This is a genomic window from Streptomyces sp. NPDC037242 (assembly GCF_055604165.1).
Genome location: NZ_JBVJUY010000010.1, coordinates 129418 through 155931, shown reverse-complemented (window position 1 = coordinate 155931; position 26514 = coordinate 129418). Strand labels below are relative to the sequence as shown.

Sequence of the window (26514 nt, the reverse complement as noted above, 5' to 3'; positions counted from 1 at the left end):
CAAAGGTGAGGCGTTGACGTGATGAAGGTCCAGGAAACGATGTTCGCCGGGGCCCGGCTGGACAATGATGAACACCGGCGTACACATCGAGCCGGGCGGGACGAATGCACGACGAACCTAGCGAGTTGGCGGCGCTCATCGAGCTGCGCAAGAGGCTCGCCGACGGCCTGGCTCGTGCCGGGCTGAACAAGACTCAGCTCGCCACCCGAGCAGAGCTGGGTCGCACCACCGTCCAGGAGGCGCTCCAGGCGGGCAAGCCCGCTCCATCGGCCGAGACGGTTGTCGCGCTGGCTCGCGTGCTACGCCTACCAGACCAGCAACTGCTGGATCTGCGGCGCGTCGCCGCCGGAGAGATCGACCCTGCCCTTGGAAAGGACTACGGCCCAGGTAAGCCGATTACGGAGTGGGACCCTCACGACTTGGAGGTCCATCCCGCCGGGGTCGGCTATGGGGCCGTGCCGCAGCGAACGCTGTCCGGCTACGTCCCACGTGGCCATGATCGGATCCTCACCGACGTGGTGCTGGAGGCCGCAGAGGGCAACAGCCAGATGCTGGTCCTGGTCGGCACGTCCTCCACCGGCAAGACAAGAGCCTGCTGGGAGGCCATACAGCCGCTCGCGACCCGCGGGTGGCGGCTGTGGCACCCGTTCGACCCGACCCGAGCCGAAGCCGCCCTCGGCGACCTCGAACGCGTCACATCTCGCACAGTGGTCTGGCTCAACGAAGCCCAGCACTACCTCGGCAACCCCCACCTCGGCGAGCGGATCGCAGCCGCCGTCCATGCCCTCCTCACCCATCCCAAGCGCCTACCCGTCCTAGTTCTGGGCACCCTCTGGCCCGAGTACGCCGACCAGTTCATAGCCCTGCCCCCCGCTGGCTCCCCGGATCCACACAGCCGGGTTCGGGAGATACTTGCCGGACGCACTCTCGCCATCCCCGACACCTTCGACCAGGACGCACTGCGGACCGCAGCTGTCCTGGCGCAAGACGGCGACCAACTGCTCGCCGACGCCCTCACCCGCGCCCATGACCACGGACGGGTCACCCAGGATCTCGCTGGCGCCCCCGAACTGCTACGCCGCTACGAGCACGGCACACCCACAGCCAAGGCCGTACTGCATGCGGCTATGGACGCACGCCGTCTTGGCGTGGGCCTCCACCTCCCACAAACCTTCCTCACGGATGCGGCGATCGACTACCTCAGCGACCAGGACTACGACGAACTCACCAACGACTGGGCAGAAGCGGCCTTCGCCGACCTCGCCCGCCCCGTCCACGGCAAGCAGGCACCCCTACGCCGAACCGGAGCCCGGCCCAGGCGCCGCCCGCCCAGCGGCCCGACATCGGCACCCACGCCCCTCTCGGTGACAGGACCAGCGTTCCGGCTCGCCGACTACCTCGAACAGCACGGTCGCACCACCCGGTTGAGACTGTGTCCACCCGCATCGTTCTGGGCGGCCGCCCACGCCCACCTCACCACCCACCCCGACGACCTCGGCAACCTCGCGCTCGCCGCTGAACGAAGGCACCGCCTGCAGTGGGCACACCACCTCCGGCTCCGCGCCGCCGACGCAGGCCACCCCTACTCCCTCAACTACCTGGCACGGATCCGGGAGGTAACTGGGGACGTGGAAGGCGCCGAAGTCCTCTACCAGCGAGCCGCAGACGCCGGCGGCAGCAGCACTCTGACTGACCTGGCGGAGCAAAGGAGAGAGGCCGGGGATCCGGAGGGCGCCGAAGCCCTCTATCGGCGTGCCGCCGCCGCTGGCGACGCAGACGCCTTGTTCCTCGTGGCCAGCCGCCGGAAGGCAGCCGGAGACCGTGAGGGCGCCGAAGCCTTCTACCAGCGGGCCGCAGACGCCGGCCGCGCTGATGCCCTTGTCGACCTAGTGGAGCTGAAGGAAGAGGCCGGGGACTGGGAGGGGGTCAAGGCTCTCTACGAACGGGCCGCTACCACCGGTGACACCTACGCCATGGCCCGTTTGGCAGACATGCGGGAGGAAGCCGGGGACAGGGAAGGTGCCGAAGCCCTTTACCTACAGGTCGCCGCTGCTGGCGACACCGACTCCCTGATCTACCTGGCCGAGCTGAAGGAGGAAGCGGGAGACCTCGAAGGCGCCGAAGCCCACTATCGGCGGGCCGCTGACGCTGGCGACACCGACTCCCTGATCTACCTGGCCGAGCTGAAGGAGGAAGCCGGAGACCTCGAAGGCGCCGAAGCCCTCTACCAGCAGGTCGCCGACACCGGCGACACCTACACCACTGGCCACCTGGTCGAGCTGAAGGAGGAAGCCGCAGACCTACACGGCGCCAAGTCCCACTACCAGCAGGCTGTTACCAATCCCAGGGCACTGACAGACCTGGCACGAATGCGGGAACAGGCTGGGGATTGGGAGGGCGCCGAAGCCTTCTACCAGCGAGCCGCAGACGCAGGCCACGCTGGTGCTCTGGTTCGCCTGGCAGAGCTGAGGGAGTGGGCAGGGGACCAGAAGGGCGCTGAGACCTTCTACCAGCAGGCCGCCGCCACCGGCGACCCCGACACCTTGATCCACCTAGCGCGGATACGAGACGAGGCCGGGGACCAGGAGGGCGCTGAGATCTTCTACCAGCGAGCCGCCGATACCGGCGAGCTTCCCGACGACGAGGCCAAGATGAGGTGGCCGTACGGACTTGACCCGGACGGCTCCCCTACGCCCCCTTGGTCGTAAGTTCAGGACGCCACGCGAGAGCGCAGCCCACAACTCGGTGAGTACCGCGGCTCCAGGCACACTGGCGCCGCAACGGCTTCGCCACCTGGCTGTTCCACCCGGCCACCACTGGCTGGTACCTAAAGAAGGCCCCGTAGGAACCGCGCCCCGTTCCCCTGCTCGGCGATCTGTTCCGGGGCGTTCCGGCTCAGAAGGGCGAGCTGATGATCGTCGAGGGGTGACCAGCGGTGCATGTGATCGTCGTACTGTCAGCCCTCGTGCCGACACAAGCCATGCGGTGAGCTTTCCGGGCGGGCGCTCGGCCCGGCTCCCCCTGGGAGCCGGATTCCGAGGTCGGCTCCCAGTTGGCTCCCAAGACAGGTCCGTAAACCACTCAGGGGCCTGATCCACTGAGTGGATCAGGCCCCTGACCTGGTCTTACGAAGTCGGGGTGGCGGGATTTGAACCCACGACCTCTTCGTCCCGAACGAAGCGCGCTGCCAAGCTGCGCTACACCCCGATCGTCATCCTTGCAGCGTTGCTGCCTGGCGACATCGATTACTTTAGCGGACCCTCGGCCGGAGACGAAATCCGGTTTTCACCGGGAGCCCCGGCTGCGCGCGGTGGTGCCGGGCGGCGGCGGTCCGCCGCCACCAGAGCCAGGCCGAGGGCGTAGAAGGCGATGCCCAGGACGACCGCGTTCACGGAGACCCCCGCGTACCCGTACTTCGCCGCGTCCAGGAAGGGGTACGTGTAGCGGCTCGGCACGTCGGGGGACAGGAGCGCGCCGCGGATCAGGGCGAAGGCCAGGTACGCGCCCGGGAAGGCCAGCCACTGGAGGGCGTGCCGGGCGGTGAGGGCGCGGGGGGCCGTGAGCAGCACGAAGTCCAGGAACGCGCCGATCGGCGTGACCGTGTGCAGGAGCTGGCTGGAGACGGCCTTGGCGCCGGTGAGGCGGTCGACGGCGTCGGCGCTGTTGAAGGGGCTCGCGTGGTTCGCCAGGACCAGGTGGAAGACCAGCCCCGTGATCAGGATGAAGAGCAGCACCCCGCCCGTCCACAGCGCGGGCAGCGGCGGCCGGCGCCGCAGCGAGCGCTGGGCGGAGATCCCGAAGACGACCGCGACCAGGATGTTCGTCCAGATCGTGAAGTAGCTCAGGACCACGGGCACGCTGCCGTACGCGCACTCGATCACGAGACCGGTCACCGCCGCGGCGGCGATCAGGGCGCGGAAGATCGCGGGCAGCACCGCGGTTACGCCGCCGGGGTCAGCGTCAGGAGTGTCGCCTCGGGCGGGCACGCGAACCGCACCGGGGTGAAGCGGTTGGTGCCGCAGCCCGCCGACACGTGGAGGTACGCGCGCTGGTCGTCGCTCTCGTACGTCGACAGGCCCTTCACCCGCTTGGTGTCCAGGTCGCAGTTGGTGACCAGTGCCCCGTAGAAGGGGATGCACAGCTGCCCGCCGTGCGTGTGCCCGGCGAGGATCAGCGGGTAGCCGTCGGCCGTGAAGGACTCCAGCGCGCGCAGGTACGGGGCGTGCACGACGGCGATCGAGAAGTCCGCCGCGGTGTCGGGGCCGCCCGCGACCTCCTCGTAGCGGTCGCGCTTGATGTGCGGGTCGTCCAGGCCGGTGAAGGCGAGGTCCACGCCGTCGAGCTTGAGCCGGGCCCGCGTGTTGGTGAGGTTGTGCCAGCCCGCCGCGTCGAAGGCGTCCCGCATCTCCTCCCACGGGTTGTGGACGGCGCCGACGACCGGCTTGTTGCCGTTCAGCCCGTGCCGGCCCTGGACCTTCTCGATCAGGTAGCGCCCGGGGTTGCGCAGCCGGGGCCCGTAGTAGTCGTTCGACCCGAAGACGTACACCCCGGGGAACTCCATGAGCGGGCCGAGCGCGTCCAGGACCTCGGGCACGCCTTCCGTGTCGGAGAGGTTGTCGCCGGTGTTCACGACGAAGTCCGGGCGCAGCCCGGCCAGGGACTGCAGCCAGGCGCGCTTCTTGCGCTGCCCGCTGACCATGTGGATGTCCGAGACCTGAAGGATGCGCAGCGGACGCATCCCCCGCGGGAGGACGGGTACCGTGACCCGGCGCAGGCGGAAGGACCGCGCCTCGAAACCGGCGGAATAGGCCACACCAGCGGCCCCGACCGCCGCGATTCCGGCGGTGACTTTCAGGGGTACTCCGTAACGCGCACGCATGCCCCCATCGTCGCAGACCGGGAAAACCAACGGGCGCCACAGGCCCCGGACCTGGCAGACTCGGGGCATGACCACGCTCAAGGCCAAGCTCCAGGAAGACCTCACCGCCGCCATCAGGGCGCGTGACGAGCTGCACTCGTCCACGCTGCGACTGACCCTTTCCGCCATCACCAAGGAGGAGGTCGCGGGCAAGGAAGCGCGCGTGCTCTCCGACGAGGAAGTCCTCAAGGTGATCGCCAAGGAGGCGAAGAAGCGGCGCGAGGCCGCGGATGCGTTCGCCCAGGGCGGTCGTCCGGAGCAGGCCGCGCGGGAGACCGCGGAGGGCGAGTTCCTCGACACCTACCTGCCCAAGCAACTCGGTGACGACGAGCTCGACGCGATCGTGGCGCAGGCCGTCGAGGAGGCCCGGGCGACGGGCGCCGAGGGGCCGCGTGCCATGGGTGTCGTCATGAAGATCGTGAACCCGAAGGTCGCCGGTCTGGCGGACGGGGGCCGCGTGGCCGCCGCCGTGAAGAAGGCCCTCGCGTAACCGGGACACAGAAAAACAAAGGGGGGCCCCGCCGGATTCGGTCCGGCGGGGCCCCCCTTTTTTTATGCGGGTTCGGCCCCCGTCAGTCGCGGCCGCCGATCAGCCCGGGCTCCAGGGTGAACCCGGGGAACGGGTTGCCGCCGGTGCCGCCGTTGCCGCCGGTGGCGCCGCCCGGGTTCCCGCCGGTGGCTCCGGCGACCGTCTCCTGCCCGCCAGGGCGTCCCTCGCCGGGCTTGCCGTCGCCGCCCGGCTTCCCGGGCTTGACGGGCCTGCCCGGGTTGGTGTTCGGGTCGGGCCTGCCGCCGCCGTTGGCCGCCGGGTTGTCGGGGATGTTGACGGTGGAGAAGCCGGGTGCCTCGCGGCCCGAGAGCGCGCCGGAGATCGCCTGCTTCCAGATCGGGCCGGGCAGCCCGCCGCCGTAGACCTTCGGGTAGTACGTGCCGCCGATGGTGATGTTCTCCATCGACACCTGCTTGGCGCCGCCCGAGCCGACCCAGGTCGCGCCGGACATGTTCGGGGTGTACCCGACGAACCAGGCGTTGTAGCGGTTGTCGGTGGTGCCGGTCTTGCCCGCGTTCTGCCGGTCGGTCAGGCCCGCGGCCGTACCCGTACCGGAGTCGACCACGCCGAGCAGCAGCGTGTTGATGGTGTCGGCGGTCTTCTCCGACATGACGCGCTCGCACTGGCTCTTGGGGACGGTCAGCGCCTTGCCGTGCGAGTCGGTGATGGACTCTATGGCGACGGGCGTGCAGTACACGCCCCGGTTGGCGAAGGTCGCGTACGCGTTGGCCATGGTCAGCGGGGACATGCCCTGGGTGCCGAGCGCGATGGCCGGGACCTCGGGAAGCTTGGTGCCGTCGGCCGGGACGACCCGCAGCTTGTTGGTCATCTGGGTGACGGGGCAGATCCCGGTCTCCGAGATCATCTCCACGAAGTAGGTGTTGACCGACTTGGCCATCGCCTCCTTCATGCCGAAGGCGCCGAACTCGTTCTCCGCCTCGTTGGGCACCCGCTCCCGCTTCAGGTTGACCCACGGCTTGTCGCCGCAGGTCTGCACGGGGCTCGGGTACTCCATCTCCTGCGGGGTGGTGTACACCTTCGTCGGCAGGATGCCGAGCTCCAGGGCCGAGGCCGCGACGAAGGGCTTGAAGGTCGAGCCGGTGGGGAAGCCGAAGTTCGACCCGCCCATCTGCTTGTCCACCGAGAAGTTGATCTGGGTCTCGTTCTTGCCGAAGCCGTACGGCTTGGACTGGCCCATCGCGAGCACCCGGCCGGTGCCCGGCTGGACCAGGGTGACGGCGGTGGCGACCTTGTCGTCCTGGTCGACGTGGTCCTTGATCGACTCGTTCGTCGCGTCCTGCGACTGCGGGTCGAGGGTGGTCCGTACGGTCAGACCGCCCTGGTTCCAGACCTTCGCCCGCTCCTCGCGCGTCTTGCCGAAGACCGGGTCGGTCAGGAAGGTGTTGCGCACGTAGTCGCAGTAGAAGCCGGCGCCCTTCACGGCGGTGATGCAGCCGTTCTTCGGCTTGGTCACCTTCAGCTGGACCGGCTTGGCCTTCGCGGCCTCGCCCTCCGCCTCCGTGATGTCCTTCATGTCGATCATCCGCTGGAGGACGACGTTGCGGCGCTTGGTGGCCTCCGCCGAGTCGTTCACCGGGTCGAACCGGCTCGGCGACTGCACGACGCCCGCCAGCAGCGCCGACTCCTCAAGGGTCAGGTCCTTGGCCGGCTTGCTGAAGTAGCGCTGGGCGGCGGATTCGATTCCGTAGGCCTGCTGGCCGAAGTACGTGATGTTGAGGTAGTTCTCGAGGATCTTCTTCTTCCCGAGCTCCTCCTCGACCTGGATCGCGTACTTCAGTTCGCGGATCTTGCGGCCGAGGCTCTTGACCTGTGCTTCTCGCACCTTGGTCTCGTCGTCGCCCGCTTCTTCGACGAAGACGTTCTTCACGTACTGCTGGGTGAGCGTCGACGCGCCCTGCGCGGCGCCGCCTTCCTGTGCGTTCTGGTTGACCGCGCGCAGGATGCCCTTGAGGTCGACCGCGCCGTGCTCGTAGAAACGAGAGTCCTCGATCGCGACGATTGCCTTCTGCATGTACGGGGAGATGGCCGTGAGCGGCACCACCTGCCGGTCACGTGAATAGACAGTGGCGATCAAGCCACCTTCTGAGTCCAGAATCGTGGTGCGCTGGCTCAGCGGCGGAGTCTTGAGATTGGCCGGGATCTCGTCGAATCCCTCGACGGTCCCCTTGGCCGCGAGTCCCAGGGCGCCGGCGCCCGGGATCGCGATACCCGCAAGTACAACACCGGAGAGAACGGACACCCCGAGGAACTTGGCGGCCTGCTGTGGCCCCGTGAGCCCGCCGCCCGAGCGCTTCTTTCCCATGGAGGGCAGCCTACGTTCTCATTCGCCGGACACGCGCGAATGCCTTGGCCTAAGCTGTCCCCAACTGTCACAGCAGTGCGGTGCGACATCAACCCCTCGGCTTGTTTTTCACCCTTCCCGAATGGGGTGGACTCATGTCCGAATCCCGCCCCCTGCTGTCCGGGCGATCCGCCGATTCCACCCGAATTGCCGGAATGGTCGGGCATGTCGCCGGATCACTCCGTCGGGTGATCTGCCGCTTACCCATAGTCCGTTCGGACCATTCAAGATTGGGCCCGTCGGGGGTGTTGCACTGTGCCCGCCTTCCGTAACGTCCTCAACTGGCAGCGGTGAATATGCCGCTACCGCCGTGGGGGAGCCTCGATTCGGGAGAGGACGGCGCCGGGATGGGCTGGGTTACCGACTGGAGTGCGCAGGCAGCCTGCCGCACTACCGATCCGGATGAACTGTTCGTTCAAGGAGCGGCACAGAACAGGGCCAAGGCGGTGTGCACCGGATGTCCGGTGCGGACCGAATGCCTGGCCGACGCGCTCGACAATCGTGTCGAGTTCGGCGTGTGGGGCGGAATGACCGAGCGGGAACGACGTGCGCTGCTGCGCCGGCGTCCCACCGTCACCTCGTGGCGGCGACTGCTTGAAACCGCCCGCACGGAGTACGAGCGCAGTACGGGCATCCTCACCGGGGATGTCGATGTGGAGATTGACGTTCCGTACGAGACGTACGCGGCGGCCGGGTAGATCACCCGAACGCCACCCCGTACGAGGCATCACGTACGAACGCCTACGCTCCGGCCGGAACCCCGGCCGCGAGTCGCTCTCCGATGGCCCGAAGCCCGGCGAGGTCGTGTACATCGCCGGGCAGGGCGGCCACTTCGGCCACCGCCACCTCGGGGTGCAGCGAGGTGAAGCGGTCGCGCGTGCGCTGTTCGCGCGCGATCACCTGCATCCGCTCGGCATGCAGGCGCAGCAGTCCCGCCGTGATCTCGTCCACCTCGGCCTCGGCCTCGGCCCTGGTGCTCGCGTCCTCGTCGGTGGGGGAACCGTCGTCGGCGCAGTCACGAAGTCCAGCTTTCCCGGACTCCTGATCGACAATGCCGCCTTCTTCAAGATTCTCTGCGGCCGCCAACGCCCGCTCTGCGGACAGCTGGTCGGCCCCGCTGCCGTGGACCCGGTTCAGCACCAGCCCGGCCAGCGGCATCCGCTCCGCGGCCAGCCGCTCCACGAAGTACGCCGCCTCGCGCAGGGCGTCCGGTTCGGGCGCCGCGACCACGAGGAAGGCCGTACCGGGAGCCTGCAGCAGCCGGAAGGTCGCGTCGGCGCGCGTGCGGAAACCGCCGAACATCGTGTCCATGGCGGCCACGAAGGTCTGTACGTCCTTCAGCAGCGAGGCGCCCATCAGCTTGCTGAGCGTGCCCGTCATCATCGACATGCCGACATTGAGGAACTTCATCCCCGCCCGGCCGCCCACCTTCGCCGGAGCCATCAGCACCCGGATGAACTTCCCGTCCAGGAAGGACCCGAGGCGCTTGGGGGCGTCCAGGAAGTCCAGCGCGGACCGGCTCGGCGGCGTGTCCACGATGATCAGGTCCCAGTCGTCCCGGGCCCGCAGCTGGCCCAGCTTCTCCATCGCCATGTACTCCTGCGTGCCCGCGAAACCGGCCGACAGGGACTGGTAGAAGGGGTTGGCGAGGATGGCCTCGGCCCGCTCCCCGTCCGCGTGCGCCTCGACGATCTCGTCGAAGGTCCGCTTCATGTCCAGCATCATGGCGTGCAGTTCGCCGTCGCTCCCCACCCCGGTGACCCGGCGCGGGGTGTTGTCGAGCGAGTCGATCCCCATGGACTGGGCGAGCCTGCGCGCCGGGTCGATGGTGAGCACCACCGCCTTGCGCCCGCGCTCCGCCGCCCGTACGCCGAGCGCCGCCGCGGTGGTGGTCTTGCCTACCCCGCCCGCGCCGCAGCACACGATGATCCGGGTCGCGGGATCGTCCAGCAGCCGGTCGACCCCGAGCCGCGGCGGTGTCTCCAGGCCCGTGGTGCCCGTTGCGCGCTCCGTCATGCGTCGCCCACCTGCTTCCGCAGCTCCGTGGCCAGCCCGTAGAGCCCGGCCAGATCCATCCCCGTGCCGAGCAGGGGAAGCTCGTACGCCGGCACGCCCAGCTCCTCCAGTACGGTGCGCTGCGCGCGCTCCAGCGCCACCCGGCTCGCGTGCTCGGCGGCCTGGGTGAGCAGCGGGTCCACCAGCCGCTCGGCCAGCCCCCCGCGCCGGGCGCCGCCGAGGCCCGCCCGGGACAGCGCCTTGGCGACATCGGCACGGCGCTCGCCGGCCGCGGCGCGCAGGGCGTCCTCGTCGAGGTGGTGCGGCCGGACCATGTTCACGACGACCCGGCCCACCGGCAGCCCCGCCTCCCGCAGTTCGGCGATCCCGTCGGCGGTCTCCTGGACGGGCATCTCCTCCAGCAGCGTCACCAGGTGGACCGCGGTGTCGGGTGACTTCAGCAACTGCATCACGGACTGGGCCTGGTTGTGGATCGGCCCGAACCGGGCCAGGCCCGCCACCTCGTCGTTGACGTTCAGGAAGCGGGTGATCCGCCCGGTCGGCGGGGCGTCCATGATCACGTGGTCGTACACGTACCGCCCGGCCTTGTCCTTGCGCCGCACCGCCTCGCACGCCTTGCCGGTCAGCAGTACGTCCCGCAGCCCCGGCGCGATGGTCGTCGCGAAGTCGATGGCCCCGAGCTTCTTGAGGGCGCGGCCGGCCGAGCCGAGCTTGTAGAACATCTGGAGGTAGTCGAGCAGCGCCCGCTCCGCGTCGATGGCGAGCGCGAACACCTCCCCGCCGCCCGAGGCGACGGCGATCTTCCGCTCCTCGTACGGGAGCGCCTCCGCCCCGAAGAGCTGTGCGATCCCCTGCCTGCCCTCGACCTCCACCAGAAGAGTCCGCCTGCCCTCGCGTGCGAGGGCGAGCGCGAGTGCCGCGGCGACCGTGGTCTTGCCGGTGCCGCCCTTGCCGCTGACCACCTGGAGCCTGCTCACAGCGCCCGAGCCTAATTCCTCGCCATCGGCTCCGGGCGTGCCGGGTGGCCCTCAAGGCGTCCCGGGACGTGCGCGTGGCCCCCGCGCGACAGGCACTACGCTCGCTCCCATGACCAAGAAGTTCGAATACGCGACCGTCCCGCTGCTGGTCCACGCCACCAAGCAGATCCTGGACACCTGGGGCGAGGACGGCTGGGAGCTCGTCCAGGTCGTACCCGGCCCGAACAACCCCGAGCAGCTCGTCGCCTACCTCAAGCGGGAGAAGGCATGAGCGGCGCCGTCGACGCGAAGCTGGCCGAACTCGGCCTGACGCTGCCGGAGGTCGTCCCGCCCCTGGCCACGTACCAGCCGGCCGTGCGGTCGGGCGCGTACGTGTACACCGCGGGCCAGCTCCCGATGGTCAAGGGCAGCCTGCCGGTGACCGGCAAGGTCGGCGCCGAGGTCTCGCCCGAGCAGGCCAAGGAACTGGCCGCCGTGTGCGCGCTGAACGCCCTGGCCGCGGTGAAGTCGGTGATCGGTGATCTCGACAAGATCGCGCGTGTCGTGAAGGTCGTCGGCTTCGTCGCCTCGGCCCCGGACTTCACCGGGCAGCCGGGCGTGCTGAACGGTGCGAGCGAGCTGCTGGGCCAGGTGCTCGGCGAGAAGGGCGTCCACGCCCGCAGCGCGGTCGGCGTGACGGTCCTTCCGCTGGACGCGCCGGTCGAGGTCGAGATCCAGGTCGAGCTGCTTCCCTCCTGACGCACCCCTGGCACGGCTCGGCGCCGGGGCGCCTCCCCGGCTTCGGGCCGCTGCGCCGGACTCCGGCCGGCGGCGCCGGTCCCGTGGCGCTGCCCGGGCGCGGGCGGGGCTGATTCCAGCCCCGTCGGCGTTCGGGCGCGGTGTCCGGGGCTCCACGTCCCCCGCGGGCGCCCGCGGACCGGCACACCCGGGGCGGGGAGCCCTCGAACATCGGGCCGGATGGCCGTAGCATCCCGCCATGCCGAATGGTCAGGAAAGCCAGCCGCCGCAGGACCCCGCCACCGCCGGAGGGCAGTGGTACCCGCCGGAGTGGCCCGACCGCATCCGCGCGCTCAACGAGGGCGCCCTCGTCCCGGTCCCGCCCAAGCGCGCCGCGACCGTCATGCTGCTCCGCGACACCCCCGCCGGCCCCGTCGTGCACATGCTGCGCCGCCGGGCCTCCATGGCCTTCGCGGGCGGCGCGTACGCCTACCCCGGCGGCGGGGTCGACCCCCGGGACGAGGACCACCGCATCGGCTGGGCGGGCCCGAGCCAGGAGGCCTGGGCCGCCCGCCTCGGCACCGACGCCGCCACCGCGCAGGCGATCGTCTGCGGGGCCGTGCGCGAGACCTTCGAGGAGGCCGGCGTCCTGCTCGCCGGCGAGACCGCGGACACCGTGGTCGGCGACACCACCGCCGACGACTGGGAGGCCGACCGCCGGGCGCTCGTCGCCCGCGAGGTGTCCTTCGCCGAGTTCCTCGACCGCCGCGGGCTCCTCCTGCGTTCCGATCTGCTCGGCGCGTGGGCCCGGTGGATCACCCCGGAGTTCGAGCCGCGCCGCTACGACACCTGGTTCTTCGTCGCCGCCCTCCCCGAGGGCCAGCGCACCCGCAACGCCTCCACCGAGGCCGACCGGACCGTCTGGATCCGCCCCGCGGACGCCGCCGAGGGCTACGACAAGGGCGAGCTGCTGATGATGCCGCCGACGATCTCCACGCTGCGCTCCCTGGAGGCGTACGAGGGCGCCGCCGACGCGCTCGCCGCAGCCGCCGCGCAGGACCTGACCCCCGTCCTCGCCCGGGCCGCGCTGGAGGACGGCGAGCTGGTGCTGAGCTGGCCGGGGCACGACGAGTTCACCAAGCGCGTCCGCCTCGGGCGTCCGGCGGACGGCCCCGCAAGCCCCGCCGGTCCCGCGAGCCCCGCTGACCCCGCCGGCCCCGCACGTCCTGGAGACCCCGTATGACCGACGCCGCCGCCCTGCCCGGCCAGCCTCGCGGAATGGTCACCTCCGGGCCTGCCACCGCCCGTGCGGTGAACATCCTGGCCCCGAACGCCTCCGCCATGACCCTGGACGGCACCAACACCTGGCTCCTGTCCGAGCCCGGTTCCGACCTGGCCGTCGTCATCGACCCCGGCCCGCTGGACGAGGGGCACCTGGCCGCGGTGCTCGCCGCCGCCGAGGAGGCGGGCAAGCGGGTCGCCCTGACCCTCCTCACCCACGGCCACCCCGACCACGCCGAGGGCGCCGCCCGGTTCGCCGAGCTGACCCGTACGAAGGTCCGAGCCCTCGACCCCGCCCTGCGCCTGGGCGACGAGGGACTGGCCGCCGGGGACGTGATCCGGACCGGCGGCCTGGAACTGCGGGTGGTCCCCACCCCCGGCCACACCGCCGACTCGCTGTGCTTCCACCTGCCGGCCGACCGGGCGGTCCTGACCGGTGACACGATCCTGGGCCGCGGCACCACCGTCGTCGCCCACCCCGACGGCCGCCTCGGCGACTACCTCGACTCGCTGCGCCGGCTGCGCTCGCTGACGGTCGACGACGGGGTCCACACCGTGCTCCCGGGCCACGGACCGGTCCTGGACGACGCCCAGGGCGCGGTGGAGTTCTACCTGGCCCACCGCGCACACCGCCTCGCGCAGGTGGAGACGGCGGTGGAGAACGGTTTCGTCACCCCGTCGGCCGTCGTGGCGCAGGTCTACGCGGACGTGGACCGCTCCCTGTGGCCGGCGGCGGAGTGGTCCGTACAGGCGCAGCTGGAGTACCTCCGGGAGCACGGCCTGATCCCCGGGGGGCCGGTCGAGTGACCGGGCGCTAGCCGCGTCAGCCGCGGGGCGTCCTCGTGCCGTGCCGGGCCGTGTACTCGTCCGCTAGCCAGGGCCCGAGGTCCTCGATGTACGAGCGCAGCACCGCGGGGTCCGCGACCGGGTCCAGTGCGACAGTGGCCGCGGCCCGCATCTGCGCGGCGCGCTCGGGGTAGTACCGGCCGAAGATCTCCGCGGACTCGGGGAGATCGCTGGTCCAGCCGCCCCACCGGGGCATGACCAGGGTGAACCCGGTCCGCACCAGGTGCCGGGAGAAGCCCCGGGCGAGGGCGCGGTACTCCTCGGGTGTCGCCGCTGCCGCGGCTCTGGCCCGCCAGCGCGGGAGCAGCTCGGCCAGGCCGCCGTTGGTCTCTCGGGCGAGCAGGCTGTCGGGGCGGTAGCGGGGCAGGTGCTCGGCCAGGTCGGCCCCGAGCAGCGGCGTGCACAGACAGGCCAGGAACCAGCCCAGGTCGTAACGTTCCTGCTCGCTCAGCAGGCGGTCCTTGCCGTACAGCAGGACCCCCACCCCGTCGACCTCGGCGAAGTCCTGGTCGAGACCGCGTCCCAGTACCTCGGCGGTGTCCCGGTCCTGGTCGGAGGGCTCGTGGTGCAGGGCGAGCAGCAGGTCGAGGTCGGACCGCCCGGGCCGGGCCGTGCCGCGCGGCAGGGACCCGTACAGGTACGCGCTGTGCAGCCGCCGCCCGTACGCCTCGGCGATGCGCTCCCGCGCGGCGGAGACGAGCGGTGCGAACACGGGCTGGATCGCCCCGAGGGACCCCTCCCGCTCGAAGTACCCGTACGCGTCCAGCCCTCTGTGCTCCATGGCCCCACTGTGCAATATGCGGCCCCGCCGGCGCTTCAGGCGCCGCGTCCGGACATGCGGAAGGGCCCCGCCCGACCGGGCAGGACCCTTCCCGCAGCAGGTACCGGCGTCAGCGCGAGCGCTTCGCCAGCCGCTCCACGTCCAGCAGGATGACCGCACGGGCCTCCAGCCGCAGCCAGCCACGCCCCGCGAAGTCGGCCAGGGCCTTGTTCACGGTCTCGCGCGACGCGCCGACGAGCTGGGCCAGCTCCTCCTGCGTCAGGTCGTGCACGACGTGGATGCCCTCCTCGGACTGCACGCCGAAGCGGCGCGACAGGTCCAGGAGCGCCCGGGCCACGCGGCCCGGCACGTCGGAGAAGACCAGGTCGGACATCTGGTCGTTGGTCTTGCGCAGGCGCCGGGCGACGGCGCGCAGCAGGGCGGTGGCCACCTCGGGCCGGGCGTTGAGCCACGGCTGGAGGTCGCCGTGGCCGAGGCCGAGCAGCTTGACCTCGGTCAGGGCGGTGGCGGTGGCGGTGCGCGGGCCCGGGTCGAAGAGCGACAGCTCTCCGATCAGCTCGCCGGGGCCGAGGACGGCCAGCATGTTCTCGCGGCCGTCGGGGGAGGTGCGGTGGAGCTTCACCTTGCCCTCGGTCACGACATACAGCCGGTCGCCGGGGTCGCCCTCGTGGAACAGGGCGTCACCGCGTGCGAGGGTCACCTCGCCCATGGAGGCGCGGAGCTCCGCGGCCTGCTCGTCATCGAGCGCCGCGAAGAGCGGGGCGCGCCGCAGAACGTCGTCCACGAGTCTCTCTCCTATGTCGACCAGCTCAGGGGACCGGTCTCCCATTTTGCCGGACGGCTCAAACAGTGCGATCAATCACTACCTAGGATGCCGGACGTACGCGTGTGCTGTGCGGTGAGAGACCAATCGGGGTGGTGTTACCTGAGGTCCGGGCGGGTGTCAGCGGCCGGCCTTAGGCTGGCCGGGTGTCCAACAAGCCGGTGAGAGCACAGGCCAAGGGGTCCGCGGGAGTGACGGCGGCCCATAATTCAGCCGTGGGCGAACAAGCCCCCGGGAAGGTGTCCCGGACGGCGTCACCGCCTCCCCAGGGCAAAGGTTCAGCCAAGAAACCCGCCGCCAAGCCTCCGGCAAAGGCGCCCAAGCCCGAATCGCGCCTGTCGATGGTCCGCCGGGCGCGCCGCATGAACCGCGAGCTGGCCGAGATCTATCCGTACGCCCATCCGGAGCTCGACTTCCGCAACCCCTTCGAGCTGCTGGTCGCCACCGTCCTGTCCGCGCAGACCACCGACCTGCGCGTGAACCAGACGACCCCGGCGCTCTTCGCCGCCTACCCGACCCCCGAGGACATGGCCGCCGCCGCCCCCGAGGATCTGGAGGAGATCATCCGGCCGACCGGGTTCTTCCGGGCGAAGTCCAAGTCCCTGCTCGGCCTCTCGCAGGCCCTGCGCGACAACTTCGGCGGCGAGGTGCCGGGCCGGATCGAGGACCTGGTCACCCTCCCCGGAGTCGGCCGCAAGACGGCCAATGTCGTCCTGGGCAACGCCTTCGGAGTCCCGGGGATCACCGTCGACACGCACTTCGGCCGGCTGGTGCGCCGCTGGAAGTGGACCGAGCAGGAGGATCCGGAGAAGGTCGAGGCGGAGATCTGCGCGATCTTCCCGAAGAGCGAGTGGACGATGCTCTCGCACCGCGTCGTCTTCCACGGCCGCCGGATCTGCCATGCGCGCAAGCCCGCCTGCGGGGCCTGCCCGATCGCCCCGCTCTGCCCGGCGTACGGAGAGGGCGAAACGGACCCGGAGAAGGCCAGGAAGCTGCTGAAGTACGAGAAGGGCGGCCAGCCGGGCCAGCGCCTGACCCCGCCCCCGGACTACCCGGGCCTCCCGGCGGCGCCGCTGGGCGGGCGGGCGGACGGCGCAGCAGCCGTAGAGCCGTAGGGCCGTAGGAACGAATCGGTACCCGGGCCGCGTTTGGCGGTGTGGGACACGGTGTGGACAGAAAGACGCGGACAGGGGTGCCTATGACGCGCGGTACGCAGGGCGAGACCACGGCCGGAGCCCGCGAGGGCGGTGAGGTGGCCGTCACCACCGACGGCCTGCCCGGCTGGCTCGACCCCGTCGTGGAGGCGGCACGGACCGTCCGGCCGACGCAGCTGAGCCGCTTCCTGCCGCCCGAGGACGGCCGCGGCCGCCAGTCCGCCGTGCTGATCCTCTTCGGCGAGGGCCCCCGCGGCCCCGAGCTGCTGCTCATGGAGCGCTCCGGAAGCCTGCGCTCGCATGCCGGCCAGCCCTCCTTCCCCGGCGGCGCCCTCGACCCCGAGGACGGCGACCCGCACACCACCGGCCCGCTGCGCGCCGCGCTGCGCGAGGCCGAGGAGGAGACCGGCCTCGACCCGGCCGGCGTACAGCTCTTCGGGGTGCTGCCCCGCCTCTACATCCCGGTCAGCGAGTTCGTCGTGACCCCGGTGCTGGGCTGGTGGCGCGCCCCCAGCCCGGTCGGCGCCGTAGACCCGGCCGAGACCGCCCGCGTCTTCACGGTCCCGGTGGCCGATCTCGCGGACCCCGGGCACCGGGTCACCGTCGTCCACCCCGGTGGCTACCAGGGCCCGGCCTTCGCGGTCGAATCGGCCCTGGTCTGGGGGTTCACCGCCGGGGTGATCGACCGCATCCTGCATTTCGCGGGCTGGGAGCGCCCGTGGGACCGATCACGTCAGGTCCCGCTCGACTGGCGCGCATGAGACGGTGGCCCACGTGAACGTGCTGGACATCCTGTTGCTGCTCGCCGCCGTGTGGTTCGCGATCGTCGGCTACCGCCAGGGGTTCGTCGTCGGCATCCTGTCGGTGATCGGCTTCCTCGGCGGTGGTCTCGTCGCCGTGTCCCTGCTGCCCCTGATCTGGGACCGGGTGACCGACAACGGCACCCAGGTGTCCACCACGGTCGTCGTCATCGCCGTCGTCGTGATCATCATCTGTGCCTCGATCGGCCAGGCCCTCACCACGCACCTGGGCAACCGGGTCCGGCGCCACATCACCTGGTCACCGGCCCGCGCGCTCGACGCGACCGGCGGGGCGCTGGTGAACGTGGTCGCGATGCTGCTGGTGGCCTGGCTGATCGGTTCGGCGCTCGCCGGGACCTCGCTCCCCACGCTCGGCAAGGAAGTCCGCAACTCCAAAATCCTGCTCGGCGTGTCGCGGGTGCTCCCGGCCCAGGCGAACACCTGGTTCTCGGACTTCAGTTCCACCCTGGCGCGCAACGGCTTCCCGCAGGTCTTCAGCCCGTTCTCCAACGAACCCATCACCGAGGTCAAGGCGCCCGACCCGGCGCTCGCCCGCAGCCCGGTCGCAGAGCAGGCCAAGCGCTCGATCGTGAAGGTCGTCGGCACCGCGCCCGGCTGCAGCAAGGTGCTGGAGGGCACGGGCTTCGTCTTCGCGCCCGGCAAGGTGATGACCAACGCGCATGTCGTCGGCGGAGTCGGCGAGCCGACCGTGCAGGTCGGCGGCGAGGGCAAGCTGTATGACGGCAAGGTCGTGCTCTACGACTGGGAGCGCGACATCGCCGTCCTGGACGTGCCCAAGCTGAAGGCGCCCGCGCTGGAGTTCGCCGACAAGGACGCGGCGAGCGGCAGCGACGCCATCGTCGCCGGCTTCCCGGAGAACGGCGCGTACGACGTCAGGGCGGCGCGCGTCCGCGGCCGGATCAACGCCAACGGCCCGGACATCTACCACCGTGGCACCGTCCGCCGTGACGTCTACTCCCTGTACGCGACGGTCCGCCAGGGCAATTCCGGCGGCCCGCTGCTGACGCCCGAAGGCAAGGTGTACGGGGTCGTCTTCGCGAAGTCCCTGGACGACCCGAACACCGGCTACGCCCTGACCGCGGACGAGGTCCGCGACGACATCCGGATCGGCAGGACGGCGGACCGGCGGGTCGACACCCAGGGCTGCGCCCTGTGAGCCGTACGGGCCGGGTTCCTACGTGCGCTGGTGCCGGAGCTTGGCCGAGACCCAGCGGGCCCGGCGGCGCAGGATGCGCGGGATGCCGAGTCTGGGGTCGTGGCCGCGTCGGCCCGCCCTCTCGTGGGTGCCCGGCGTAGCTGCCGAGCGGCGTTCGTGTGCGGTCTCACCGTAGTCGTGCGTCCAGCCCATACTCCGAGCTCTGCCCGTGCCCCAAGGTCCGTAACCGCGTTGGGGGCGGCCAATTGGCCTATGCGCCGGGCAATTGAATGCTTGTCACATGGTCGTACGAGTGATCCGCGACCGTGCTCAGCGGTCCGGCTCGGGATCCTTCAGCCAGTTGACCAGCTCGGTCGAGAACGCGACCGGGTCCTCCTCGTGGGGAAAATGCCCCAGACCGTCGAACAGCCGCCAGCGGTACGGGGCTTCGACGTACTCCCCGGATCCCGCCGCACTGCGCGTACGCATCACCGGATCGAGCGAGCCGTGCAGGTGCAGCGTCGGCACCCGCACCGGCCGCTTCATCCGGCGGTTGAACTGGAGCCCGTCGGGCCGGGCCATCGAGCGCATCATCCAGCGGTACGGCTCGATGGAGCAGTGCGCGGTGGACGGAATGCACATCGCCCGCCGGTACACGGCGAGATCGGCCTCCTCGGGCGGCACGGGGCCCGACCAGTCCCGGATCAGCTCCGCGACGAGCGCCCCGTCGTCGGCGACCAGTTGCCGCTCGGGGACGAACGGCCGCTGGAAGCCCCAGATGTGCGAACTGGCGCGGGTCTGCCCGAAGTCCGACAGCATCGCCGAGCGCCAGCGGCGCGGATGCGGCATGGAGGAGACCACCAGCCGGCGCACCAGCTTGGGCCGCATGACGGCCGCGGTCCAGGCGAGGTAGCCGCCCAGGTCGTGCCCCACGAGCGCGGCGTCCGGCTCGCCGAGGGACCGTACGACCCCGGTGATGTCGAGCGCCAGGTTGGCGGGGTCGTAGCCGCGCGGGGTGCGGTCGCTGCCGCCCACGCCCCGCAGGTCCATCGCGACGGCCCGGTACCCGGCGTCGGCCAGCGCCACCAACTGGTGCCGCCAAGTCCACCAGAACTGCGGGAAACCGTGCAGGAGCAGCACCAGCGGCCCGTCACCGAGTTCGGCGACGTGGAACCTCGCGCCGTTGGCGGCGACGTCGCGGTGCGTCACCGTCCGCCCGCCGGGCACGTCGATCCTGACCGCGGAGGCAGCGGTGGGCGGAGTGCTGGAGTCCGGCGAGGGAGCTGTCATGAGGACGAGCGTGCCACACCCACGGCCTTGTCACTCACCGGCCGCGGGTGCGGCTTGACGGTCCCGACGAGGGCGGCGGTCTGCTTGACCGAGTCGATGGTCTTCGTCGGCGGCTTGACCTTCTTGAACTTCGCGACGGCAAGCAGCCCGATCAGGCCCGCGAGCAGCCAGAACGCACCGCCGACGATGAGGAGGGACCAGGCGAGCCCGAGCCCGAGGTTATGGATCCCGTACGCCGCGGCGAAACTCAGTACGGGGAGGGAGAAGAGCACGAGCACTCCCGCGACGATCGCGGCGCCGCTGCCGATCCCCGCGCGCTTGACGTCCTGCTTGATCTCCACCTTGGCGAGGGCGATCTCGTCGTGCACCAGGGCGGACATCTCGGCGGTGGCCGAGGCGACCAGCTGGCCGAGTGTGCGCTCGGCTCCCTGCGCCTCTTGGTCCACTGCGCTCATCGCTCTCTCCCTCTGTCGTCCGTCGGCGACGGCTGTGCTCAAGTCTGTCCTGCGTCAGTCAGATCATGCCGGACGGTCGCCGTCGGCGCTGGACCCGGCTGCCGCCCGCGCCGCGGCGCCCGCCGTCGCCTCGGCCCTGCGGCGGTGCTCCGCGGCCTTCTCCTCGTAGATCTTCGCCATCCGCAGGTGGTACTCGGGCTTGTTCTCCTCGTAGATGTCCGGGATCCCGTCGAGGTCCTCGTCGCGCTCCTCGGCCTCGGTGAGCGCCTTGTACTTGCGGTTGCGCAGCTTGAGCATGACGCCCGCGAAGACGGCGGCGATGAGCGAGCCGAACAGGACGGCGGCCTTGACCTCGTCGGTGAGCACCGGGTCGCCGGTGAAGGCGAGCTCGCCGATCAGCAAGGACACGGTGAAGCCGATTCCGGCGAGCGAGGCCACGGCGAACACGTCGGGCCAGGCGAGGTCGTCGTTCAGCTCGGCCTTGGTGAAGCGGGCGGCGAGCCAGGTGCCGCCGAAGATGCCGACCGTCTTGCCGACGACCAGGCCGAGGACCACGCCGAGGGTCTCGGGCCGGGTGAAGACCTGCCCGATGGAGTCGTCGGAGAGCGAGACCCCGGCCGAGAACAGTGCGAAGAGCGGCACCGCCAGACCCGCCGAGATCGGCCGGACCAGGTGCTCGATGTGCTCGCCGGGGGAGTGGTGCTCGCCGTCCTTGCGGTGGCAGCGGAGCATGAGGCCCATGGCCACGCCGGCGATGGTGGCGTGGACGCCGCTGTTGTACATCAGGCCCCAGATCGCCAGGGCGAGGGGGAGGTAGACGTACCAGCCCCGGACGCCCTTGCGGAGCAGGAACCAGAAGAGGACCAGGCCCACGACCGCGCCGCCGAGCGCGAGGAAGTTGATCTCGCTGGTGAAGAACACCGCGATGATCATGATGGCGAACAGGTCGTCGACGACCGCGAGGGTCAGCAGGAACGCGCGCAGGGCGGACGGCAGCGAGGTGCCGATGACCGCGAGGACGGCGAGCGCGAAGGCGATGTCGGTGGCGGTCGGGACCGCCCAGCCGTCGGTCGAGCCGTTGCCGAGGACGTTGACCAGTACGTAGACCAGCGCGGGCACGGCCATGCCGCAGATGGCGGCGATCACCGGGAGGGCGGCGGCCTTGGCGTCGCGCAGATCGCCCGCGACGAGCTCGCGCTTGAGCTCGATGCCGGCGACGAAGAAGAAGACCGCGAGCAGGCCGTCGGCGGCCCAGTGCTGGAGGGAGAGGTCCAGGCCGAGGGAGGACGGGCCGATGTGGAAGGACCGGACGCTGTCGTAGCTGTCCGAGATCGCGGGGATGTTCGCCCACATCAGGGCGGCGATCGCGGCCACGAGGAGCAGTACACCGCCGACCGTCTCGGCGCGCAGGGCGTCGGCCACGAAGCGGCGCTCGGGCAGCGACAGCCTGCCGAGGAGCTTGCGGTGGTGGTTGTCGGTGGTGTTGGGCGCGGCCACGGGTGGCACCTCCGGGGTGGGTTGGACGGCATGACGAACCACGTTGCCGACCAGACTTCCCGGCGCACCCTGTATGTATTTCTTTACGCTTCTAATACTTTACAGGGTGCACGCAGGGGCGTATCCGGTGATCATCACTTTATGCGCGAAAGGGGCATCCGGCGCGGTGCGCCGAATGCCCCTCCCACCGTGTCCTGCCGGTGTGTCCTACTCGTGTGCCGGCGTCCTGCCGGTGCCTAGTCCTCGCTGCCGGCGGCCGGGAGCTTGCTCTGGATCAGGTCCATCACCGAGGAGTCCGCGAGCGTGGTGACGTCACCGACCGCTCGGTTCTCGGCGACATCGCGCAGCAGACGCCGCATGATCTTGCCCGAGCGGGTCTTCGGCAGCTCCTGCACCGGCAGGATCCGCTTCGGCTTCGCGATCGGGCCGAGCGTGGAGCCCACGTGGTTGCGCAGTTCCGCGACCAGCGTCTCGGTCTCGGAGGCGCTGCCGCGCAGGATGACGAAGGCCACGATGGCCTGGCCGGTGGTCTCGTCGGCGGCGCCGACCACGGCGGCCTCGGCGACCGAGGGGTGCGAGACGAGCGCCGACTCGACCTCGGTGGTCGAGATGTTGTGGCCGGAGACCAGCATCACGTCGTCCACCCGGCCGAGCAGCCAGATGTCGCCGTCGTCGTCCTTCTTGGCGCCGTCGCCCGCGAAGTACTTGCCCTCGAAGCGCGACCAGTAGGTGTCGATGAACCGCTCGTCGTCGCCCCAGATGGTGCGCAGCATCGACGGCCACGGCTCGGTGAGGACCAGGTAGCCGCCACCGCCGTTCGGCACCTCGTTCGCCTCGTCGTCCACGACGGTGGCGCAGATGCCCGGCAGCGCGCGCTGGGCGGAGCCCGGCTTGGTCTCCGTGACGCCCGGCAGCGGGGAGATCATCATTGCGCCGGTCTCGGTCTGCCACCACGTGTCCACGATCGGGCAGCGGTCGCCGCCGATGTGCTTGCGGTACCAGATCCAGGCCTCGGGGTTGATCGGCTCGCCGACCGAGCCCAGCACGCGCAGGCTCGACAGGTCGAACTTCGCGGGGATGTCGTCGCCCCACTTCATGAACGTACGGATGGCCGTGGGCGCGGTGTAGAGGATGGTGACGCCGTACTTCTGCACGACCTCCCAGAACCGGCCCTGGTGCGGGGTGTCCGGCGTGCCCTCGTACATGACCTGCGTGGCGCCGTTCGCGAGCGGCCCGTAGACGATGTACGAGTGCCCGGTCACCCAGCCGATGTCGGCGGTGCACCAGTAGACGTCGCTCTCCGGCTTCAGGTCGAACACCGCGTGGTGGGTGTACGCGGCCTGCGTGAGGTAGCCGCCGGAGGTGTGCAGGATGCCCTTGGGCTTACCCGTGGTCCCCGAGGTGTAGAGGATGAAGAGCGGGTGCTCGGCGTCGAACGCCTGCGGGGTGTGCTCGGCGGACTGGCGGCCGACGAGCTCGTCCCACCAGATGTCGCGGCCCTCGGTGAAGGCGGTGTCCTGGCCGGTGCGCCGTACGACGAGGACGTGCTCGACCTGCGGGCACTTGCCGACGGCCTCGTCGATGGCGGGCTTGAGGGCCGAGGGCTTGCCGCGGCGGTAGCCGCCGTCGGCGGTGATGACCAGCTTGGCGTCCGCGTCCTGGATGCGGGAGGCGACGGCGTCGGCGGAGAAGCCGCCGAAGACCACCGAGTGCGCGGCGCCGACGCGGGCGCACGCGAGCATCGCGACGACGGCCTCGGGGATCATCGGGAGGTAGACGGCGACCCGGTCGCCGGCCCGCACGCCCAGCTCGGTCAGGGCGTTGGCGGCCTTGGAGACCTCGTCCTTGAGCTCGGCGTAGGTGATCGAGCGGCTGTCGCCGGGCTCGCCCTCGAAGTGGATGGCGACGCGGTCGCCGTTGCCGGCCTCGACGTGCCGGTCCACGCAGTTGTACGCGACGTTCAGCTTGCCGTCCGCGAACCACTTCGCGAAGGGCGGGTTGGTCCAGTCGAGCGTCTCGGTGGGCTCGATGTCCCAGGTCAGCCGCCGGGCCTGCTCGGCCCAGAAGCCCAGCCGGTCCTCGTCGGCCTGTGCGTACGCAGCCGCTGTCACGTTGGCAGCGGCGGCCAGGTCGGCAGGAGGAGCGAACCGACGCTCCTCCTTCAACAGGTTGGCCAGGCTTTCGTTGCTCACGACATCTCCCTTTCCCAGGGTGTCCGTTGTGTCCCCGGGCATAGCTCATCAGTCACAGGGCCTGGTGGCAAGGGGTGGCCGGAAATTGGTTTAGACCTATATCACGGCTACCCGGCTCGGATCGCACGCTCCACACGCGCCGCGCGCCCCACGTGTGAGTGGCCCCTTCCCGCTGCAGGGTGCGGGAAGGGGCCACTCTGTGGCACGGATACCGGAGAGTATCGGTTCAGGCGTGCTGGCCGACGCTGTCGAACACGCGGCAGTCGAAGAAGTCCTCGCCCTCGGAGAGCAGATACGCCTGTGCCTCGCCCACGTGGAAGTACATCCCGTGCAGCTCCAGCGTGCCCTCCGCCAACCGCCTGGCCACCGCTTCGTGTGCCCGCAGGTGCTCCAGCTGCTGCACCACATTGGTCAGGCACAGCTGCTCCACGGCGTCCGCCGGGAGCCGGCCCGCGATGCGGGCCCAGGCGTGGTGACGGCTGCCCATCCGCTCCAGGCTGGGCAGACCGTGCCGCAGCCAGCGGCGCAGCGGGGTCATCGGAGCCCCGGGCGAGGAGTTGAGCAGCGCCTGCATGGCTCCGCAGCCCGAGTGCCCGCACACGGTGATGCTGTCGACCTTGAGCACGTCTACGGCGTATTCAATGGCCGCCGCGACCGAATCATCAGTGGACTCGGCGCCCGGCAGCGGTACGAGGTTGCCGACGTTGCGGACGGTGAACAGGTCGCCGGGGCCGCTGGCCGTGATCATGCTGGTCACCAGGCGGGAGTCCGCGCAGGTGAGGAAGAGCTGCGAGGGCCGCTGCCCTTCGCGCGCCAGCCTGGCCAGCTCGTCCCGCACGCGGGGCGCGGTGTCCCGCTGGAAGGCGCTGATCCCGTTGGCCAGTTGGCCGGCGCCCCGGCTTCGGCCGCCGGGCTGCGCCGAGGCGACGACCGGCTCGGCGGCCGCGGGGTCCGCCTTCGCCTTCGCCCCGGTGCCCGCCTCCGGGCTCGTCGTACGGGAAACCGTGTGCCGGTGGTCGCAGTGGTTCTGCCAGGGAGTCCAGGGCCGGCAGCAGTGGTGGGCGCCGCGCGGGCCGCCCGCGAGCTCGGCCTCCGCGCGCTCCCGCTCGACCTCGGCGATCCGGGCTCCCGAGCGGCCGGTGATCTCCACCGAGCCCCCGTGGGCCAGGTGGGAGTCCTGCCAGTCATGGAGCGTCTCGTAGGCGGCGTGGTCGATGAAGGAGCCGTCCAGCTCGATGACCGCGTGCCCGGTGTGCGGGATCTGGTTCAGGACTCGGCTCAGCCGCGGCACCGCGAGGAAGGTCAACTGTCCGCGCGCCCACACCCGGTGGACCCCGCTTTCGAGTTCCTCCACGGTGATCCGGGTCCGGGCGAGCCGGTGCAGGGCCAGCGCGACGGCGACCGCGACGCCGATGGCAACGCCCTCCAGGACCCCGCCGAGCACGACGGCCGCGATCGTGGTCGCGTAGACCAGGGCCTCGCGATGCCGCGTGACCGTACGCAGGTGCGTGATGCTGACCATCTGCACGCCGACGGCCATCACGAGGGCGGCCAGCGCGGCGAGCGGGATCAGGTCGAGCACGGGGACCAGCAGCGCGGCCGCGAGCAGCACCCAGAAGCCGTGCAGCATGGCCGACCTCCGGCTCGCCGCACCGGACTTGACGTTCGCCACGCTGCGGACGGCCACACCCGTGACGGGCAGGCCGCCCAGTGCCCCGGAGACGATGTTCGCCGCGCCCTGGCCGCGCAGTTCGCGGTTGAGGTCCGCCCGCGCGGGGCGGTTGCCCGTGGCCCGCTCGGAGGCGATCAGCTTGTCGGTGGCGACCGCGGAGAGCAGGGACTCCACGCTGCCGACGAGGGTGATGGTCAGGACGGCGGCGATGATGCCGAGGACCGGCCCCTCGGGCAGCTCGGGCAGCGCATGGCTGCGCCAGGACGGCAGGTCGACGCGGGGCAGGGTGAGCCCCGCGAGTGCGGCGAAGGCGGTGGCCGTGGCGACGGCGGCGAGCGCGGCCGGAACCTTGCGCAGGGCGCGCCCGGCCGGTCCGGGCAGCCGCGGCCAGCCGAGCAGCACCACCAGGGTGAGCGCGCTGACGCCGAGGGCGGCCGGGTGCAGGTCGGCCAACTGGCCGGGCAGTCCGAGGACGTTGGCCATGGCGGAGCTCTGCGGGGTGCCGCCGAGCACGATGTGCAGCTGGGCCAGCGCGATGGTCACGCCGATGCCCGCGAGCATGCCGTGCACGATGGCGGGGCTCACCATGAGCGCGGACCGGGCGGTACGCAGGGCGGCCAGCCCGAGCTGGCAGCAGCCGGCGAACACGGTGATGGCGCACGTGGTGCGCCACCCGTAGCGCTGGATCAACTCGGCGGTGACGACGGTGAGTCCGGCCGCGGGGCCGCTCACCTGGAGCGGTGCGCCGCCGAGCCGCCCGGCCACGATCCCCCCGACGGCCGCGGCGACCAGCCCGGCCTGGAGCGGGGCGCCGGTGGCCAGCGCGATGCCGAGGGACAGCGGCAGGGCGATCAGGAAGACGGCGATGGAGGCGGAGAGGTCGGCGGGGAAGTCTTTGAAGTCTTTGGTAAGGGCTGTCATAGGTCCCGTCTCCTCTGTGGGGAGGGGTGAAGCGGCGGGAGTCTCAACACTCGGTAAATGAACGGTAATGGAGAGTAAAGAGTTGTGGTAGGTAATACGGGCAAAT

Annotated in this window: 23 protein-coding genes and 1 tRNA gene; 10 read left to right on the top strand and 14 right to left on the bottom strand. The window is 70.8% G+C overall.

The features are described 5' to 3' along the window. The first annotated feature begins 125 nt into the window (after nt 1-125). Entirely contained in the window at nt 126-2708 is a 2583-nt protein-coding gene (locus ACZ7GJ_RS14680) for a hypothetical protein (RefSeq protein ID WP_470751771.1), read from the top strand. A gap of 425 nt (nt 2709-3133) precedes the next feature. On the opposite strand, the gene ACZ7GJ_RS14675 is transcribed toward ACZ7GJ_RS14680, so the two are convergent. The 3 genes from ACZ7GJ_RS14675 to ACZ7GJ_RS14665 all read right to left on the bottom strand — a co-directional run bounded on the left by ACZ7GJ_RS14675 (nt 3134) and on the right by ACZ7GJ_RS14665 (nt 4879). Further along, nucleotides 3134-3207, bottom strand: a tRNA-Pro gene (locus ACZ7GJ_RS14675). 38 nt (nt 3208-3245) lie between these two features. After that, nucleotides 3246-3935, bottom strand: coding sequence for a Pr6Pr family membrane protein (locus ACZ7GJ_RS14670; protein WP_470751770.1), 690 nt, complete (start codon nt 3933-3935; stop codon nt 3246-3248). 5 nt (nt 3936-3940) lie between these two features. Continuing rightward, nucleotides 3941-4879 (bottom strand): metallophosphoesterase, encoded by a 939-nt coding sequence (locus ACZ7GJ_RS14665; RefSeq protein ID WP_470751768.1) that lies wholly within the window; start codon nt 4877-4879, stop codon nt 3941-3943. A 67-nt stretch (nt 4880-4946) separates the two neighbouring features. Here ACZ7GJ_RS14665 and ACZ7GJ_RS14660 point away from each other — a divergent pair, with 67 nt between their 5' ends. Further along, the gene (locus ACZ7GJ_RS14660; protein WP_470751767.1) at nt 4947-5408 is read left to right on the top strand and encodes a GatB/YqeY domain-containing protein; all 462 of its coding nucleotides are present in this window, start codon (nt 4947-4949) and stop codon (nt 5406-5408) included. 82 nt (nt 5409-5490) lie between these two features. Here the strand turns inward: ACZ7GJ_RS14660 and ACZ7GJ_RS14655 are convergent, their stop codons facing one another. Further along, on the bottom strand, nt 5491-7791 hold the full coding sequence (locus ACZ7GJ_RS14655; RefSeq protein WP_470751765.1) for a transglycosylase domain-containing protein: 2301 nt from the start codon (nt 7789-7791) through the stop codon (nt 5491-5493). Nucleotides 7792-8177: 386 nt separating this feature from the next. Between ACZ7GJ_RS14655 and ACZ7GJ_RS14650 the strand changes: the two genes are divergently transcribed. After that, nucleotides 8178-8528, top strand: coding sequence for a WhiB family transcriptional regulator (locus ACZ7GJ_RS14650; protein ID WP_365923624.1), 351 nt, complete (start codon nt 8178-8180; stop codon nt 8526-8528). Between the two features lie 43 nt (nt 8529-8571). Here ACZ7GJ_RS14650 and bagB read toward each other — a convergent pair whose 3' ends face one another. Both bagB and bagA read right to left on the bottom strand, forming a co-directional pair. Beyond that, nucleotides 8572-9846 (bottom strand): ATPase BagB, encoded by a 1275-nt coding sequence (gene bagB, locus ACZ7GJ_RS14645; protein ID WP_470751764.1) that lies wholly within the window; start codon nt 9844-9846, stop codon nt 8572-8574. Beyond that, on the bottom strand, nt 9843-10823 hold the full coding sequence (bagA, locus tag ACZ7GJ_RS14640; protein WP_470751763.1) for an ATPase BagA: 981 nt from the start codon (nt 10821-10823) through the stop codon (nt 9843-9845). Before bagA ends, bagB begins: the two co-directional genes overlap by 4 nt. Before the next feature lie 109 nt (nt 10824-10932). Between bagA and ACZ7GJ_RS14635 the strand changes: the two genes are divergently transcribed. The 4 genes from ACZ7GJ_RS14635 (at nt 10933) to ACZ7GJ_RS14620 (ending at nt 13628) form a co-directional block, all read left to right on the top strand. Beyond that, nucleotides 10933-11094, top strand: coding sequence for a DUF4177 domain-containing protein (locus ACZ7GJ_RS14635; protein ID WP_007264966.1), 162 nt, complete (start codon nt 10933-10935; stop codon nt 11092-11094). Then, nucleotides 11091-11561 (top strand): RidA family protein, encoded by a 471-nt coding sequence (locus ACZ7GJ_RS14630; RefSeq protein ID WP_470751761.1) that lies wholly within the window; start codon nt 11091-11093, stop codon nt 11559-11561. Before ACZ7GJ_RS14635 ends, ACZ7GJ_RS14630 begins: the two co-directional genes overlap by 4 nt. 238 nt (nt 11562-11799) lie before the next feature. After that, nucleotides 11800-12783 carry an NUDIX hydrolase gene (locus tag ACZ7GJ_RS14625; protein ID WP_470751759.1) on the top strand — a complete coding sequence of 328 codons (984 nt, stop codon included), beginning with the start codon at nt 11800-11802 and terminating at the stop codon, nt 12781-12783. Further along, nucleotides 12780-13628 carry an MBL fold metallo-hydrolase gene (locus tag ACZ7GJ_RS14620; protein ID WP_470751758.1) on the top strand — a complete coding sequence of 283 codons (849 nt, stop codon included), beginning with the start codon at nt 12780-12782 and terminating at the stop codon, nt 13626-13628. The genes ACZ7GJ_RS14625 and ACZ7GJ_RS14620 overlap by 4 nt, the downstream gene beginning before the upstream one ends. 16 nt (nt 13629-13644) lie before the next feature. On the opposite strand, the gene ACZ7GJ_RS14615 is transcribed toward ACZ7GJ_RS14620, so the two are convergent. After that, a complete protein-coding gene (locus ACZ7GJ_RS14615; protein ID WP_470751756.1) occupies nt 13645-14448 on the bottom strand; it encodes a nucleotidyltransferase domain-containing protein in 804 nt (267 codons plus the stop codon). A 109-nt stretch (nt 14449-14557) separates the two neighbouring features. Further along, a complete protein-coding gene (locus ACZ7GJ_RS14610) occupies nt 14558-15232 on the bottom strand; it encodes a Crp/Fnr family transcriptional regulator (RefSeq protein WP_003981529.1) in 675 nt (224 codons plus the stop codon). 278 nt (nt 15233-15510) lie between these two features. On the opposite strand from ACZ7GJ_RS14610, the gene nth reads away from it, so the two are divergent. The 3 genes from nth to ACZ7GJ_RS14595 all read left to right on the top strand — a co-directional run bounded on the left by nth (nt 15511) and on the right by ACZ7GJ_RS14595 (nt 18402). Continuing rightward, a complete protein-coding gene (gene nth, locus ACZ7GJ_RS14605) occupies nt 15511-16386 on the top strand; it encodes an endonuclease III (protein WP_470751877.1) in 876 nt (291 codons plus the stop codon). Nucleotides 16387-16469: 83 nt separating this feature from the next. Further along, the gene (locus ACZ7GJ_RS14600; protein ID WP_470751754.1) at nt 16470-17186 is read left to right on the top strand and encodes an NUDIX hydrolase; all 717 of its coding nucleotides are present in this window, start codon (nt 16470-16472) and stop codon (nt 17184-17186) included. 13 nt (nt 17187-17199) lie between these two features. Next, nucleotides 17200-18402 (top strand): MarP family serine protease, encoded by a 1203-nt coding sequence (locus tag ACZ7GJ_RS14595; protein WP_470751752.1) that lies wholly within the window; start codon nt 17200-17202, stop codon nt 18400-18402. Between the two features lie 18 nt (nt 18403-18420). Here ACZ7GJ_RS14595 and ACZ7GJ_RS14590 read toward each other — a convergent pair whose 3' ends face one another. The 6 genes from ACZ7GJ_RS14590 to ACZ7GJ_RS14565 all read right to left on the bottom strand — a co-directional run bounded on the left by ACZ7GJ_RS14590 (nt 18421) and on the right by ACZ7GJ_RS14565 (nt 26408). Next, nucleotides 18421-18594 carry a hypothetical protein gene (locus ACZ7GJ_RS14590; RefSeq protein ID WP_470751751.1) on the bottom strand — a complete coding sequence of 58 codons (174 nt, stop codon included), beginning with the start codon at nt 18592-18594 and terminating at the stop codon, nt 18421-18423. Between the two features lie 117 nt (nt 18595-18711). Continuing rightward, on the bottom strand, nt 18712-19671 hold the full coding sequence (locus ACZ7GJ_RS14585) for an alpha/beta fold hydrolase (protein WP_470751749.1): 960 nt from the start codon (nt 19669-19671) through the stop codon (nt 18712-18714). Continuing rightward, the gene (locus tag ACZ7GJ_RS14580; RefSeq protein ID WP_365923645.1) at nt 19668-20126 is read right to left on the bottom strand and encodes a phage holin family protein; all 459 of its coding nucleotides are present in this window, start codon (nt 20124-20126) and stop codon (nt 19668-19670) included. Before ACZ7GJ_RS14580 ends, ACZ7GJ_RS14585 begins: the two co-directional genes overlap by 4 nt. Nucleotides 20127-20189: 63 nt before the next feature. Further along, a complete protein-coding gene (nhaA, locus tag ACZ7GJ_RS14575; RefSeq protein ID WP_470751747.1) occupies nt 20190-21623 on the bottom strand; it encodes a Na+/H+ antiporter NhaA in 1434 nt (477 codons plus the stop codon). Between the two features lie 236 nt (nt 21624-21859). Further along, a complete protein-coding gene (gene acs / locus ACZ7GJ_RS14570; protein WP_470751745.1) occupies nt 21860-23857 on the bottom strand; it encodes an acetate--CoA ligase in 1998 nt (665 codons plus the stop codon). A gap of 184 nt (nt 23858-24041) precedes the next feature. Further along, complete coding sequence (locus ACZ7GJ_RS14565) at nt 24042-26408, bottom strand: SulP family inorganic anion transporter (protein ID WP_470751743.1); 2367 nt, start codon at nt 26406-26408, stop codon at nt 24042-24044. Nucleotides 26409-26514: the final 106 nt, after the last annotated feature.

Bases quoted from the DNA above. Each gene is read 5' to 3' on its own strand.
- ACZ7GJ_RS14665 (WP_470751768.1), bottom strand. From the start codon at position 4,879: ATGCGTGCGCGTTACGGAGTACCCCTGAAAGTCACCGCCGGAATCGCG.
- ACZ7GJ_RS14660 (WP_470751767.1), top strand. From the start codon at position 4,947: ATGACCACGCTCAAGGCCAAGCTCCAGGAAGACCTCACCGCCGCCATC.
- ACZ7GJ_RS14655 (WP_470751765.1), bottom strand. From the start codon at position 7,791: ATGGGAAAGAAGCGCTCGGGCGGCGGGCTCACGGGGCCACAGCAGGCC.
- ACZ7GJ_RS14650 (WP_365923624.1), top strand. From the start codon at position 8,178: ATGGGCTGGGTTACCGACTGGAGTGCGCAGGCAGCCTGCCGCACTACC.
- bagB (WP_470751764.1), bottom strand. From the start codon at position 9,846: ATGACGGAGCGCGCAACGGGCACCACGGGCCTGGAGACACCGCCGCGG.
- ACZ7GJ_RS14635 (WP_007264966.1), top strand. From the start codon at position 10,933: ATGACCAAGAAGTTCGAATACGCGACCGTCCCGCTGCTGGTCCACGCC.
- ACZ7GJ_RS14630 (WP_470751761.1), top strand. From the start codon at position 11,091: ATGAGCGGCGCCGTCGACGCGAAGCTGGCCGAACTCGGCCTGACGCTG.
- ACZ7GJ_RS14625 (WP_470751759.1), top strand. From the start codon at position 11,800: ATGCCGAATGGTCAGGAAAGCCAGCCGCCGCAGGACCCCGCCACCGCC.
- ACZ7GJ_RS14620 (WP_470751758.1), top strand. From the start codon at position 12,780: ATGACCGACGCCGCCGCCCTGCCCGGCCAGCCTCGCGGAATGGTCACC.
- ACZ7GJ_RS14615 (WP_470751756.1), bottom strand. From the start codon at position 14,448: ATGGAGCACAGAGGGCTGGACGCGTACGGGTACTTCGAGCGGGAGGGG.
- ACZ7GJ_RS14600 (WP_470751754.1), top strand. From the start codon at position 16,470: ATGACGCGCGGTACGCAGGGCGAGACCACGGCCGGAGCCCGCGAGGGC.
- ACZ7GJ_RS14590 (WP_470751751.1), bottom strand. From the start codon at position 18,594: ATGGGCTGGACGCACGACTACGGTGAGACCGCACACGAACGCCGCTCG.
- ACZ7GJ_RS14585 (WP_470751749.1), bottom strand. From the start codon at position 19,671: ATGACAGCTCCCTCGCCGGACTCCAGCACTCCGCCCACCGCTGCCTCC.
- ACZ7GJ_RS14580 (WP_365923645.1), bottom strand. From the start codon at position 20,126: ATGAGCGCAGTGGACCAAGAGGCGCAGGGAGCCGAGCGCACACTCGGC.
- acs (WP_470751745.1), bottom strand. From the start codon at position 23,857: ATGCCCGGGGACACAACGGACACCCTGGGAAAGGGAGATGTCGTGAGC.
- ACZ7GJ_RS14565 (WP_470751743.1), bottom strand. From the start codon at position 26,408: ATGACAGCCCTTACCAAAGACTTCAAAGACTTCCCCGCCGACCTCTCC.